Consider the following 13109-nt stretch of genomic DNA (forward strand, 5'->3'; position numbering starts at 1 on the left):
CGCTACTCGGGTCCGGCGGCCCCGCGCGCCACCATCCACGTCGGCATGAGCTCGATCGGCTACGGCGGCCGATGGCTGTTCGCGCTCGCCCGAATTCGGTCAGCCGGAGCGGGCGCGGCGGCGGAAGGCCGCCGCTCGCGCCCTGTTCTGGCAGGTCAGGCAGCAGAAGCGGCGCCGGCCGGCCGGGGACGCGTCGACATACACGTCGGCGCACTGGTCGTCCGCGCAGACGCCGATGCGGCCCGGATGCTCGGCCAGGTGGTGGCGCAGGGCCAGGGCCGCGGCCGCCCGCTCCCGCTGGGCCGGGTCGTCGACCGTCCACTCCTCGACCAGCTCACCCTCCCGCTCGGTCAGCGCCGGGCGGACCCGGGTGCGGTCGAGCAGCGCGGTCACCAGCGCGGCCCGCTCGGCGCGGGCGGTCGCCGCGAACACCGCGTGCAGCTCGTCGGCCAGCGCCACCCGGGCGCGGTCGTCGCTGGGCGGGCGCCGGTCGAGGGCGCGAGGGAGCGTGCCCCACTCGTTGACGAAGCCGACCAGCTCCGGCAACGGCATCTCCGCGATCCGTGTCGCCACCCCGCCAGCGTAACGCATTAGCCGGGTTGTTCGCGTTGCGCCTGGAGCGTAACGTCATGAACGACCTGATTGCGTGACAGCGAGGAGGAGAGATGCGCGCCGAGGCGAGGAGCTGGGCCGGCCTGGCCGTGCTGTGCCTGCCCTGCTTGCTGGTCTCGCTGGACGCCGAGGTGCTCAACCTGGCCGCGCCGCAGCTCACCCGTGCCCTGCATCCGAGCAGCGTCCAACTGCTCTGGATCATGGACAGTTACGTGTTCGTGGTCGGCGGCGCGCTGATCGCGATGGGCGTCCTCGGCGACCGGATCGGCCGCCGCCGGTTGCTGCTGCTCGCCGGGGCGGCGTTCGGGCTGGCGTCGCTGCTGGCCGCGTTCGCCACCACGCCCGCGTGGCTGATCGCGGCCCGGGTGCTGATGGGCCTGTCCGGCGCGTCGCTGATGCCGTCCACCCTCGCACTGATCCGGGTGATGTTTCCCGAGCCCCGCCGGCGGGGGATCGCCCTCGCCGTCTGGAGCGCCGGCTTCTCGCTCGGCGGGATCGCGTCCCCGCTGGTCGGCGGCGTCCTGCTCGAGCATTTCCGGTGGGGGTCGGTCTTCCTGCTCGCGGTGCCGGTCGCGGTGCTGCCGATCCTGCTCGGCCCGGTCCTGCTGCCCGAGTCGCGCGACCGGTCGGCCACCCGCTTCGACACGGCCGGCGCCCTGCTCAGCCTCACTTCCCTACTGCTTTTCGGGTACGGGGTGAAGCGCCTCGCCGCCTCCGGATGGCAGGCCCGGCCGCTGCTCGCGATGGCTCTCGCCGCCGTGCTGTTCGTGGCGTTCCTCCACCGTGAGCGCCGGATCCCGCAGCCGCTGCTAGACCTCGCCCTGTTCCGCGATCCGCGGGTCTCGGCCGCGGTGGGCGGCAACGCGCTGGCGTACTTCGTCCTCTACGGCAGCCAGCTCGCGATCGCGCAGTATCTGCAACTGGTCGTCGGGCTGTCGCCGCTGCACGCCGGGCTGTGGACGCTGCCGTCGGTGCTCGCCTACCTCGGCGCCTCGTTCCTGGGACCGGCCCTGACCCGGTACGTCCCGGCCGGCCGGGTGATCGCGCTGGGCCTGGCGACCATGGCGGTGGGGTTCGCCGTCCTCGCCGCGGGCGGGCTGCCGGCCGTGGTGGCCGGGATGGTGCTCTACTCGATCGGGTTGGCCCCCGCGTACATCCTGTCCACCGAGCTGGTCGTGTCGACGGTGCGGCCGGCCCGGGCGGGAATGGCGGCGGCGGTCACCGAGACCGGGTGCGAGCTGGGCGGGGCGCTGGGGATCGCCGTACTGGGATCGCTGGTGGTGGCCGTCTACCGGCGGGGGATGCCCGGCCCGGGGCTGGCCGAGGCGGTCGGGCTGCCGGTCCGTGACCAGGCGATCGCGGCCTATGGGACGGCGTTCGCGGTGATGGCGGTGGCCGCCGCGATCGTGGTGCTGGTGGCCGCGGTGGTCGCCGCCGTGGTGCTGCGGCGCCGCCCGGTCGCGCCGGTTCGGGCCGCTCGGGAGGAGGTCGTGGCGGTGCGGGCGGGGTGAGGCGCGCGGTCCCTCATCATCCGTCTGGAGTGATGCCTTGTCCCGGTTGGTCCCCGACACTTTCGGCGAGGAGGGACGTCGGATGGGACTGTTCGCATATGCCCGGCCGCTCGTGGTGGCCGTCGCCGTGGCCGGGGCGCTGGCCGGGCTCGCGGCTTGCGGGGGTGACGGGGGCGGCATCGCGTTGCCGTCGACGGCGCCGTCGGTCGAACGCACCCTGAACCGCGACACGGCCCAACCGACCCGGACGGCCGAGGCGACTCGCACGACCGAGGCAACACGCACGACCGAGGCAACACGGACGACGGAGGCGGCCCGGACGACCGAGCCGACCCGGACGACGGAGGCGGCCCGGACGACCGAGCCGACCACTGAGGCGACCACGCCGGCTGCGAAACCGTCCGAGGCGGCGGCTGTCACCGACACGACCAGCGGGATCGGGACCCTCGGCTGGCTGCTGATCATTCTGCTGGTGGGGCTCGTGATCGCGATCGCCGTGCTGCTGGTCAACCGCAGCCGGCGGGCGGCCGCGTGGCAGGACGAGGCGGCTCAGCTGGCCGCCGGCGGCCGCGACCTGATCGCGACCCGGCTGCCGGCGGCGCTCAGCACGCGCGACGCCGCGGAACGGGCGCTCGCCTGGCCGCCGGTGCGGGCCGATCTGACCGAGATGTCGTCACGGTGGGACCCGCTGGCCGGGAGCGCCGGCGACGACTACCACCGGGCGTCGGCCGGGCAGGTCAGCGCGATGATCCAGGACCTGGTCACCGCCGTCGACCAGGAGAGCCAGGCCCTGGCGGCCGGGCGGGACTGGACGATGCTGAGCCCCCGGGTCGACGAGATCGTGCGGGCGCTGGACGCCGCGCTGATGGGCTTCCTGGCCGCCCAGCCGGACCCGAACGCCGATCCCGGGACCGGCACATATCCGCCCAGCCCCTACCCGGCTTGACGGAATCGGGCCGGGCAGAGACCGGCCCGACGACATCGCGCGGGCAAAGGCCGGCCAGACGCGCGGAGGTGGGCCGGGCTCGCGGAGGTGGGCCGGGCTCGCGGAGGTGGGCTGGGCGCGCGGAGGTGGGCTGGGCGCGCGGAGGTGGGCCGGGCGCGCGGAGGTGGGCCGGGCGCGCGGAGGTGGGCCGGCTGGGCGCGCGGGGGCCGGCTGGCGCGGAGGTGGGCGCGCGGAGGTGGGCGCGCGGAGGCCGGCCGGGCGTGGAGCCCGGCCGGCGACGACGGTGATGGAGTGGCCGCTACTGGTTGGTGAAGGCCGCCTCCTGCCTGGTGTTGAGCGGCTCGGCGGCCGCATCGGTGGCCGGCTCGGGCGCGGGCTCCGACGACGACGCGCCGTGGATGAAGACCCGCTCGATCGCGACGGCGGCCGCGGCGCCGCTGATCGTGGCGACGATCGCGGCCATGGCGAGCGTGCGCCGTCGCCGGCGGATCTGCTCGCCGCGCATCACCCGCAGGGCCACGCCGAGCCGGGTGCCGTAGACCGGCATGAGGGCGCGGAACTGGCCGCCGCTGATCCGGGCGGAGGCCAGGGCGCCGGCCACCGCGTCGCGCAGTTCGATCTCCCGTTTTCCCATCGTTCTTCCCTTCGAGCCGGTCCCCCGCACACGTCCTCCACCCTCCCGTCCGGCGGGCGCCCGCCGCCTCACCCGCTCCGGATGAACCGGGCCGGCCAGCCGGCGCGCGGCGGCTCTCCAGGATCAGCAGAACGGCGCCGGCCCAGGAAATCGGGCCGCGTCGGTCAACCGGGGGTGCGGCGGCTCTCCAGGATCGGCGTGACGATCAGCAGGGCGGCGCCCGCCAGGAAACCGGGCCGCGCCGGTCAGCCCAGGGTGCGGCGGCTCTCCAGGACCAGCGCGACGATCAGCAGGGCGGCGCCGGCCCAGCCCGCGAGGGCCAGCCGATCATCGAGGACCACGACGGACAAGGCGGTGCCGACCAGCGGTTCCAGCAGGGCCATCAGGGCGGCCGTCGCCGGTTGCGCGGTTCGCAGACCGCGGAAGTACGCGGCGTACGCAAGCGCGGTTGGTCCGACCCCGAGCAGAAGCAGAAGTCCCAGCCCGGACCCGCTCGGGGTGAAGGTCAGACCGCCGGCGGCGGTCGCGAGCGGAACGAGCAGGACGGCGCCGAAGGTGAAGCCGAGGCCGGTGCCGGCGAGATCGTCGAGGCCCTCGACCGGGCGGCTGCCGACCAGCGTCAGGGTGGCGAAGCCGGCGGCGGCGAGCAGGGCGAAACCCGCGCCGGAGAGCAGGGTGGGCAGGTCACGCTGCCCTTGCGGTACGCCGACGAGCAGGGTCAGGCCGGTCAGCGCGAGCAGCACGGGCACCAGCGTCCGGGGCGTGCGCCGCCGACGGCCGGTGGCGGTCTCGGCGCCGAGTACCAGCAGGGGTGACGCGCCGATGGTCAGCAGCGTGGCCAGGCTGACGGAGACGCGCCCGACGGCGGCGAAGTAGGTGGCCTGGAACTCGGCGGCCAGCGCGCCCAGGATCAGGACGCGACGCCAGGCTTGCCGGGTGCGGGGGAGGGGACGGCGGCTGAGCAGCAAGAACAGGACGAGCAGCAGGCCGCCGACGCCGAGGCGGCAGGTGGCGACGGCGGGGGCGGCGAGGCCGGTGTGGCGGGCGAGGAGGCTGCCGGTCAGGCCGCCGGTGCCCCACAGGGTGCCGGCGATGACGAGGTAGCGGAGGTCGGTCTTGATCTTTGGCGCATCGTGCGCAGCAATGACGGACATGTCGGGAAATTCGCTCCTGCGACGAAGGGTCGGTCGGTCGCGGAAGCGGGAACAGCCGGATACGCGTCAACGCGCGCCGGGGTGACCGGCGCGGTGGGAGGCCGTCCCGCTCAGGAGAGCGGCGGCGTGATGACGGTTCGGCGCATCGGGCGATGGTATCCGGCGGCGCTCCCTGCGACGGTGGGGGTGACCGCATGCCGGGACGAGGGTGGATAGCCTTACCTTCCGGCAGGTCGCTGGTGAACTGGAGTGTGGGATGACCGAGGACGAGGCCGGGCGCCGGCGGGCTCGCGGCGAGCTCGAGTCCGAGGTGATGACCGCGCTGTGGTCGGCCGCGGAGCCGCTCACCCCGGCGGGGGTGCAGGCGGCGCTGGGCAGCGGCCTGGCGTACAACACCGTGCAGACCATCCTGAGCCGGCTGCTGGAGAAGGAGCTGGTCCGGCGCGGGCCGGCGGACCGGGGGCGCGGGCACGTCTACTGGCCGGCCCAGGACGCGGCGGCGCTGGCGGCGACCCGGATGCGGGCCGCCCTCGACGAGCGGCCGGACCGGCGGGCGGTGCTGCAGCAGTTCGCCGCCACGCTGGGCGAGGACGACGCCGAGACGCTGCGGGCCGTGCTCGAGGAGCGCGAGACATGACCCTTGCCGTGTACCTGCCGCTGGTGCTGCCGGTGCTGGTGGCACTGGCCGCCCGGTACGCCGCCGACCGGGCCCGGCCGGGTGCCGCCGTCCCGGCCCTGGTCGCGGCGGCGGTGCTGACGGCGGCCGCGACGATCTGGTCGCTGCTGCTGCTCACCCTGACCCTGTTCGACGACCTGCCGGCGATGGCGGCGCTGGACGGCCGGCTCGGCATGCGCCTGCCCGAGCCGGTGCCGGATGCGGTGGCGGTGATCGCGGCGGTGCTGCTGGCCGTCGCGATGGTCCGCCTCGAACGGGACATGCACCTGCGCCGGACCATGGCGCGCCGGCTGCGCAACGCCGGGCCGTCGGCCGGGGGTCTGGTGGTGGCCGACTGGTCCGAGCCGCTCGCCGTCGCGGTGCCCGGGCGGCCCGGCGAGATCCTGCTGACCACCGGCATGCTTCGCCTGCTCGACGCCGACGAGCGGCGGGCGGTGCTCGCGCACGAGCGGGCCCACCTGGCACACCACCACCATCGCGCGATGCTGCTGGTGGGAGGGGCGGCGGCGATCAACCCGCTGCTGCGGCCGGCCCGGGAGGCGGTGACCTACCTGGTCGAGCGCTGGGCCGACGAGGAGGCCGCGAGCGGCATGGGCGACCGCGAGCTGGTGGCCCGGGCGGTGGCCCGGGCCGCGCTGGCCACGGCCGGCCACCGGGCGCCGGCGCCGGCGCTGGGCGTGCACGGCGGGGTGATCGTCCGGCGGGTCCGGGCGTTGCAGGGCCCGCCGCCGGGTGCGGCCCGCTGGCAGATGCCGCTGCTGGCCGGGGTGGCGGTCGCGGCGCTGCTGCTGGAGGCGACGGCGACAGTCAACTTCCTGGCCGTCCTGCGGGCCTGGCAGATCTAGGGTCTGTGTCGAAGTGGGAGACGGGCTGCGGCGTGGCCCAGCCGCCGCCTGGCCGCACGCCGCGAACACCCGAATACAACCCCGGTATTCGGGCGCCCGCGGCGCACACCCAGACGACACCTGGACCTCGCCTCGCTCCGGCCCCCACTTCGACACAGACCCTAGGAGCGCCGGCTCACGAGGTTGCCCGGGTGCAGGAAGGCGCGGACCCGGTCGAGCAGTTCCTGGCTGGTGAAGGGTTTCTCGATCAGGGTGACGCCGTCGGGCAGGGTGCCGTTCTCGGTGAGGACGGGTTCGGCGTAGCCGGACATGTAGAGCACCGGGATGTCCGGGCGGTGCCGCTTGACCCGGGCGGCGACGTCGTTGCCCATCATCTTCGGCATGATCACGTCGGTGAGCAGCAGGTGGATCGGGCCGGGGTGGGTCTGGGCCAGCTGGATGGCCTGGGTGCCGCCGGCGGCGGACAGGACCTGGTAGCCGGCCCGGCTGAGGATGCGGGCGGTGATCTCGCGCAGGTCGTCCTCGTCCTCGACCATCAGGATGGTCTCGCCCGGGGTGCCGGCGGCGGATTCGGCGGGCGGGCCGGCGGCGGCGGCCGGGTCGGCGCTGGTGGGGGCGTCCACGGCGGGCAGGATGACGGTGACGGTGGTGCCGATCCCGGCCTCGGAGTACAGGCGTACGTCGCCGCCCGCGGCGGTCGCGATGCCGTACACGGTGGCCAGCCCAAGGCCGGTGCCCGAGCCCTTGGGCTTGGTCGTGTAGAACGGCTCGAAGGCGCGTTCGATCACCTCGGGCGGCATGCCGCTGCCGGTGTCGCTGACCCGCATCCGCACGAACCGGCCCGGTTCCAGGGCGGTGCCGCTGACGTCCTCGGCGGCCAGTTCGGTGTTGCTGGTGTCGATCGACAGGGTGCCCCCGCCCGGCATCGCGTCGCGGGCGTTGACGGCGAGGTTCACCAGGATCTGCTCGAGCTGGCTGGCGTCGGCGTAGACCGGCCACACCTGCTTGTCGAGGCTGGTGATGAGGTGGATGTGCTCGCCGAGGGAGCGGCGCAGCATCTGCTCGACGTCGCCGATGACGTGGTTGAGGCTGAGCACGGCGGACTGGGTGATGTCGCGCCGGCCGAACGCCAGCAGCTGCTTGGTGAGCCGGGCGGCCCGTTCGGCGGCCCGGCTGACCTGCCCGAGATCGTTGCGTACCTCGGCCAGGTCGGCCTCCGGGAACGGGCCGTCCAGCGTCTCGAGGACCATCGCCGTGTAGTTGCTGATCACCGCGAGGATGTTGTTGAAGTCGTGGGCCACGCCGCCGGCCAGCTCGCCGAGGCTCTCCAGGCGGCGGGCGTGTTGCAGGCGGCGTTCGCTGGCGTCGCGTTCGGCCTGGGCGATCAGCCGTTCCCGCTCGGCCTGGGCGACCAGCCGGTCGGTGACGTCGCGGATGGCGGTGGTCACGATCGTGCCCCGGTCGGTGTTCAGCCAGGACAGGCTGATCTCGGCGGGGAACTCGGTGCCGTCCTTGCGTACGGCGGCCAGCGCCGCCCCGGCGCCCATCGGCCGGTTCCGCGGACGGGCGAAGTAGCCGTCCCGGCGGTGGACGTGGCCCGGGCGCAGCCGCTCGGGGACGAGGACGTCGACCGACCGGCCGAGCAGTTCGTCGCGGGGGTAGCCGAACAGCCGCTCGGCCTGCGCGTTGATCAGCGTGATGGTGCCGTCCTGGGTGACGCCGATGATCGCGTCGGGCGCGGCCTCCAGCAGCCCCTCGAACATCGCCTCGGCGCGCTGGCGTTCGCTGACGTCCCGCGAGATCGACGCCAGCCCGGTGACCCGGCCGTCCGCGTCGGTGATCGGGGACAGCGTCAGCGACACCGTGATCACCGTGCCGTCCTTGCGCAGCCGCTGCACCCGGTACTGCTCGCTGCGCTCGGCGGGGTGGCCGTCCCGCATCAACTGGTTCTCGGTGTCCTCCTGCCCGGGCGGGAACAGCAGGGACGCGTGCCGGCCGATGACCTCCTCGGGCCGGTAGCCGTACAGCTGCTGCGCGCCGGTGTTCCAGCTGGTGATCCGGCCGTCGAGGGTCTTGCCGATGATCGCGTCGTGGGAGGAGTCCACGATCAGGGCGAGGCTCTCCCGCTCGGCCAGGGTCTGTGCGCGGCCGGCCAGGGCCGCGGCGTGCCCGGCCAGCTCGGTGAAGGCCGCGACGTCGTCCTCGGCGAACAGCGTGCGGTAGCGATAGAGCAGGAGCAGTGCGCCCGGGGCGTCCGGCGCGGGCACCGGCGCCACGGTCACGAACCGGGTGCCGGTGGCCTCGGCGAACCGCACCGCCACCGCGGGCGGCCGGGTCCACCCCGCCAGCGCGTCGATGGTGTCGCCGGCGGCCAGCACCTCGGCCAGCTCCGGCGCCGAGCACTCCGCCGCGTCCGGCGGCGCGCCGGCGCTGCCGGCCAGTTGCACGCTGTGTCCCATGGCCGGCATCAGCACCACCACGGCGTCCGCGCCGAGCACCGCCGAGGCTTCGTGGCAGTAGCACTGCCAGATACCGGCGGTCTCGTCGGCCGGCACCGCCAGCAGCCGGCGCAGCACCGCGTGGGTGGCGCCCTTCGACCACATCCGGCACAACCGGCCCGGTGGCACGAACGCCGCCAGATAGAGGACGCCGGAGACGACGGCGAGCACCCGCGACTCGACCACCCGGCCGGTGGCGGAGATCAGCAGCGCGGCCCCGAACAGCCAGGTGCCGGCCGCGGCGCACCACAGCCGGACCCGCGCCGCTCCGCCGCGCCGGCGCGCCTCGGTGGCCAGCAGCCACGCCGCGCCGCCCTCCACGACGAAGAACACCGCCACCGCCGGCCAGACCACCGAGTGCGGCGCCGGCCGGCCCGTCCAGGCCAGGACCGGAAACGTGCTCAGCGCCCACGCCGCCGACGCCACCGGCCACCAGAGCCGGCGCAGCGGCCGCAGCCGGCTCACCAACCGCAACGTGAACAACGGCTTGGCCAGCAACAGGGCGATGGCGGTCACCAGGACCCAGTCCGGTGGCTTCCCCACGTACAGGCTGATCACGCTCAGCACGAACAGCATGGCGACCGACGCGAACATCCACATCACGTCACGAAGCAGCGGATCACGCCGCCGCAGATATCGCCACGACACCCATGACAAGATCAACGCGAACAGTGAGGTGACCAGAACCACCGCCATCGGAACCCCTGTCCCGCCGGCCGAACCAGCCTGGCAATAGGGTCAATACGATCCAGGCTAGAGCAAAACACCGGCGGTACGGGTCAAAGTCGGGTCGGCGGGCCCCCGCGAGGCCGGGACGGGTCAGAGCCGGGTCGGCCGGCCCCCGCGAGGCCGGGACGGGTCAGAGCCGGGTCGGCCGCCCGCCCGCGAGGCCGGGACGGGTCAGAGCCGGGTCGGCCGGCCGGCGGCGAGGCTGGGGCTCGGCGGGAGTTCGCCGGAGCCGCGGCGGATCATGGTGGTCGGGATCCAGTGCTCCTGGGGCGGGCTCGGGTCGCCGTCGATGCGGCGGAACAGGGCCCGCGCGGCCGTCCGGCCCATCGTCGCCGGGTCCTGGGCGACCACGGTCACGGCCGGCTCCAGCAGGTCGGCCAGGGGGAAGTCGTCAAAGCCGACCAGCGCCACCGTGCGGTGCAGTTGCAGCCGGCGCAGCGCCCGGACGGTGCCGATGGTGACGAGGTTCTGGCTGGTGAACAGCGCGGTGGGCGGCTGCGGCCGGTGGAACAGGGCCATCACCGCGCTCTCCGCCAGCGCCGCGGTGTGCAGGTCGTGGGTCACCAGGCCGGGCTCCGGCTCGAGGCCGGCCTCGGCCAGGGCGGCCAGGTAGCCCTGGTGGCGCTGGCGTGCGGTCGAGATCCGGATGTAGTCGCCCAGGTAGGCGATCCGGCGGTGGCCGTGGGCGACCAGGTGGCGGGTCGCCTCGGTCGCGCCGAGCACGTTGGTGGCCAGCACGGCGTCGGCCGGGATGCCGTGTCCCGGCCGGTCCACGAAGACGACCGGGTTGTCGTCGTGCATCTCGGTGCTGAGGAAGCTCTGGTCGTCGGTCACCGGCGCGATGATCATGCCGTCGGCGCGGCGCATGGTGAACGCCCGTACGAGTTCCCGCTCGCGTTGCGGGTCCTCGTCGAGGCTGCCGGTGAGCACCTGGACGCCGCGGGCCCGGGCCTCGTCCTCCACGCTGCGGTGCAGGGCGGCCGAGAACGGGTTGCCGACGTCCTCCAGCAGCAGGGCGATCGTCTCGGTCCGGCGGTCGCTGCGGCGTAGCGTGCTGGCGCCGATGTCGTGCCGGTAGTGCAGCGCCTCGATGGCCTGCTGCACCTGGGCGGCCAGCACGGGGTTGACGGTGACCTCGCCGTTGACCACCCGGGACACCGTCTTCAGGCTCACGCCCGCGGCCCGGGCGACGTCGTTCATCGTCGGCCTCGCGGTCCGTCCCACGTCATCTCCCAGCTGCCGGCCCGGTCTGGTGGCAGAGTAGCGGTGACGCTCGACTGAGACAACGATGTCTTTGACCGAGTCTTGCCGGACGATGACCGGTGCTGTTGAAGTTGCCGCTCAGTCACGCCTGTGAGATGTGGTGTTGACAACAGTGAAACGGTCACGTCTACTGCCAGACAACGTTGTCTCGCCACGTTGAAGACGTCCGGAGGAGTCATCCGTGCCATACATGACCACTTTCAGAGGCCGCCTCGCCACCGGCGCCGTCCTTGCCCTCACCCTGGCCGCGGCGGCCTGCGGCGGATCGGGGTCGGGCAGCGGCTCCGGTAGCGGCGGCAAGCCGATCGTCGGCCTGATCACCAAGACCGACACGAACCCGTTCTTCGTCAAGATGAAGGAGGGCGCCCAGCAGGCGGCCGCCCAGCAGGGCGTCGACCTGCAGACCTTCGCCGGCAAGCAGGACGGCGACAACGAGGCCCAGGTGCAGGCGATCGAGAACCTGATCTCCGCGGGCGCCAAGGGCTTCCTGATCACCCCGAGCGACTCGAAGGCGATCGTGCCCTCGATCGACAAGGCGCGCCAGGCCGGCCTGCTGGTCATCGCGCTGGACACGCCCACCGACCCGGCCAACGCGGTGGACGCGACCTTCGCCACCGACAACTACCAGGCCGGCAAGCTGATCGGCGAGTGGGCGAAGGCGAAGTTCGCCAAGGAGAACAAGCAGGCGAAGATCGCGATGCTGGACCTGAACGCCAACGGGGTCTCCGTCGACGTCAAGCGCGACCAGGGCTTCCTCGAGGGCTTCGGTATCGACGTCAAGGACAACACCAAGATCGGCGACGAGTCCGACCCGCGGATCGCCGGGCACGACGTCACGAACGGCGCCGAGGACGGCGGGCGTACGGCGATGGAGAACCTGCTGCAGAAGGACCCGACGATCAATCTGGTCTACACGATCAACGAGCCGGCCGCGGCCGGGGCGTACCAGGCGCTGAAGTCGGCCGGCAAGGACAAGACCGTCACGATCGTCTCGATCGACGGCGGCTGCCCGGGCGTCGACAACGTGGCCAAGGGCGTCATCGGGGCCACCTCGATGCAGTTCCCCCTCAAGATGGCCTCGCTCGGCGTCGAGTCGATCGCCAAGTTCGCCAAGGACGGCACCAAGCCCACCGCCACCGGCGGCAAGGACTTCGTCGACACCGGCGTCCAGCTGATCACCGACCAGCCGCAGACCGGCGTCGACGCCAAGGACTCGTCCTGGGGCAAGCAGAACTGCTGGGGCTGACCGATGACCATCGACTCGTCCGCCGCGGGCGGGCCGGCACACCACGGACGCCGACTTCGACGTCCGCCGCCATGACTCGCTCGGGCTGCGTGTGCAGCACCTGTTGCACGCCAACCCGACCCTCGGGCCGCTCGCCGTCCTCATCCTGGCGATCGTCGCCTTCAGCGTGGTGAACCAGCGGTTCATCGCGGCGCCCAACCTCTCGCTCGTGCTCGCCCAGGTGACGGTCATCGCGGTGCTGGCCCTCGGCCAGACCCTGGTGATCCTGACCGCCGGCATCGACCTGTCGGCCGGCGCGGTCGCAGTCTTCTCCTCGATCCTGATGGCGAACTTCTGCACCAAGATGGGGATGCCTGGGTACCTGGCGCTGATCCTGGGGCTGGCCTGCGGCACGGCGATGGGCGCGATCAACGGCACGCTGGTCACCCGGATCAAGCTGCCGCCGTTCATCGTCACGCTCGGCACGCTGACCATCTTCTTCTCGCTCAACTCGGTGGTCAGCAACAGCGAGACCGTCCGCGGGTCGGACATGCCGAGCCTGATGACCTGGACCGGGACGACCATCCCGATCGGCGGGTTCCGGCTCACGTACGGGTCGATCATCATGCTGTTGCTGTTCGCGTACTTCTTCTATGCCCTGCGGATGACCGCGTGGGGCAAGCATGTGTACGCGACCGGCGACGACGTGGAGGCCGCCCGGCTGGCCGGCATCCGGACGAACCGCGTGCTGCTGTCCGTCTACACGGTGGCGGGGCTGCTCTACGCCGTGGGCGCGTGGATCCTCATCGGCCGGTTGGCGTCGGCCAGCCCCAATGTGGGCACCGACTACAACCTGGACTCGATCACCGCGGTGGTGCTCGGCGGCGCCAGCCTGTTCGGCGGCCGGGGCGGCGTGCTCGGCACCCTGATCGGTGCGCTGATCGTCGGTGTCTTCCGCAACGGCCTGCAGCTGGCCGGCGTGGAGGTGGTCTGGCAGGGCTTCGCGATCGGCCTGC

General features: G+C 73.2%; 11 protein-coding genes. 6 read left to right on the plus strand and 5 right to left on the minus strand.

From position 1 onward, the window contains the following. Positions 1–99: 99 nt before the first annotated feature. Positions 100–573, minus strand: a complete 474-nt coding sequence (locus IH26_RS54980) for a CGNR zinc finger domain-containing protein (RefSeq protein ID WP_051809942.1) — start codon at positions 571–573, stop codon at positions 100–102. A gap of 92 nt (positions 574–665) precedes the next feature. On the opposite strand from IH26_RS54980, the gene IH26_RS0149300 reads away from it, so the two are divergent. Continuing rightward, entirely contained in the window at positions 666–2123 is a 1458-nt protein-coding gene (locus IH26_RS0149300; protein WP_051809944.1) for an MFS transporter, read from the plus strand. Positions 2124–2205: 82 nt separating this feature from the next. Continuing rightward, positions 2206–3069 carry a hypothetical protein gene (locus tag IH26_RS0149305; protein WP_030443253.1) on the plus strand — a complete coding sequence of 288 codons (864 nt, stop codon included), beginning with the start codon at positions 2206–2208 and terminating at the stop codon, positions 3067–3069. A 298-nt stretch (positions 3070–3367) separates the two neighbouring features. Here the strand turns inward: IH26_RS0149305 and IH26_RS0149310 are convergent, their stop codons facing one another. Together IH26_RS0149310 and IH26_RS0149315 are read right to left on the minus strand one after the other, a co-directional pair. Next, a complete protein-coding gene (locus IH26_RS0149310; protein WP_030443254.1) occupies positions 3368–3703 on the minus strand; it encodes a hypothetical protein in 336 nt (111 codons plus the stop codon). A gap of 245 nt (positions 3704–3948) precedes the next feature. Then, entirely contained in the window at positions 3949–4857 is a 909-nt protein-coding gene (locus tag IH26_RS0149315; RefSeq protein WP_051809946.1) for an EamA family transporter, read from the minus strand. Between the two features lie 256 nt (positions 4858–5113). On the opposite strand from IH26_RS0149315, the gene IH26_RS0149320 reads away from it, so the two are divergent. Together IH26_RS0149320 and IH26_RS0149325 are read left to right on the plus strand one after the other, a co-directional pair. Continuing rightward, positions 5114–5494, plus strand: a complete 381-nt coding sequence (locus IH26_RS0149320; RefSeq protein ID WP_030443256.1) for a BlaI/MecI/CopY family transcriptional regulator — start codon at positions 5114–5116, stop codon at positions 5492–5494. Next, the gene (locus tag IH26_RS0149325; RefSeq protein ID WP_030443257.1) at positions 5491–6378 is read left to right on the plus strand and encodes a M48 family metalloprotease; all 888 of its coding nucleotides are present in this window, start codon (positions 5491–5493) and stop codon (positions 6376–6378) included. Before IH26_RS0149320 ends, IH26_RS0149325 begins: the two co-directional genes overlap by 4 nt. A gap of 161 nt (positions 6379–6539) precedes the next feature. Here IH26_RS0149325 and IH26_RS0149330 read toward each other — a convergent pair whose 3' ends face one another. Together IH26_RS0149330 and IH26_RS0149335 are read right to left on the minus strand one after the other, a co-directional pair. Next, on the minus strand, positions 6540–9572 hold the full coding sequence (locus tag IH26_RS0149330) for a PAS domain S-box protein (RefSeq protein WP_245666037.1): 3033 nt from the start codon (positions 9570–9572) through the stop codon (positions 6540–6542). A 204-nt stretch (positions 9573–9776) separates the two neighbouring features. After that, positions 9777–10829, minus strand: coding sequence for a LacI family DNA-binding transcriptional regulator (locus IH26_RS0149335; protein WP_245666038.1), 1053 nt, complete (start codon positions 10827–10829; stop codon positions 9777–9779). 229 nt (positions 10830–11058) lie between these two features. Here IH26_RS0149335 and IH26_RS0149340 point away from each other — a divergent pair, with 229 nt between their 5' ends. Then, entirely contained in the window at positions 11059–12114 is a 1056-nt protein-coding gene (locus tag IH26_RS0149340; protein WP_030443260.1) for a sugar ABC transporter substrate-binding protein, read from the plus strand. A gap of 91 nt (positions 12115–12205) precedes the next feature. Further along, positions 12206–13109: ABC transporter permease (locus tag IH26_RS0149345; protein WP_245666039.1), on the plus strand; the 904-nt coding region annotated here is incomplete at its 3' end.

It is taken from the genome of Actinoplanes subtropicus, from assembly GCF_000721705.1.
In the GTDB taxonomy this organism is placed as follows: Bacteria; Actinomycetota; Actinomycetes; order Mycobacteriales; family Micromonosporaceae; genus Actinoplanes; species Actinoplanes subtropicus.

Coding starts and splice junctions, on each gene's coding strand:
- IH26_RS0149300 (WP_051809944.1), top strand. CDS start 666: ATGCGCGCCGAGGCGAGGAGCTGGGCCGGCCTGGCCGTGCTGTGCCTG.
- IH26_RS0149305 (WP_030443253.1), top strand. CDS start 2,206: ATGGGACTGTTCGCATATGCCCGGCCGCTCGTGGTGGCCGTCGCCGTG.
- IH26_RS0149310 (WP_030443254.1), bottom strand. CDS start 3,703: ATGGGAAAACGGGAGATCGAACTGCGCGACGCGGTGGCCGGCGCCCTG.
- IH26_RS0149315 (WP_051809946.1), bottom strand. CDS start 4,857: ATGTCCGTCATTGCTGCGCACGATGCGCCAAAGATCAAGACCGACCTC.
- IH26_RS0149320 (WP_030443256.1), top strand. CDS start 5,114: ATGACCGAGGACGAGGCCGGGCGCCGGCGGGCTCGCGGCGAGCTCGAG.
- IH26_RS0149325 (WP_030443257.1), top strand. CDS start 5,491: ATGACCCTTGCCGTGTACCTGCCGCTGGTGCTGCCGGTGCTGGTGGCA.
- IH26_RS0149330 (WP_245666037.1), bottom strand. CDS start 9,572: ATGGCGGTGGTTCTGGTCACCTCACTGTTCGCGTTGATCTTGTCATGG.
- IH26_RS0149340 (WP_030443260.1), top strand. CDS start 11,059: ATGACCACTTTCAGAGGCCGCCTCGCCACCGGCGCCGTCCTTGCCCTC.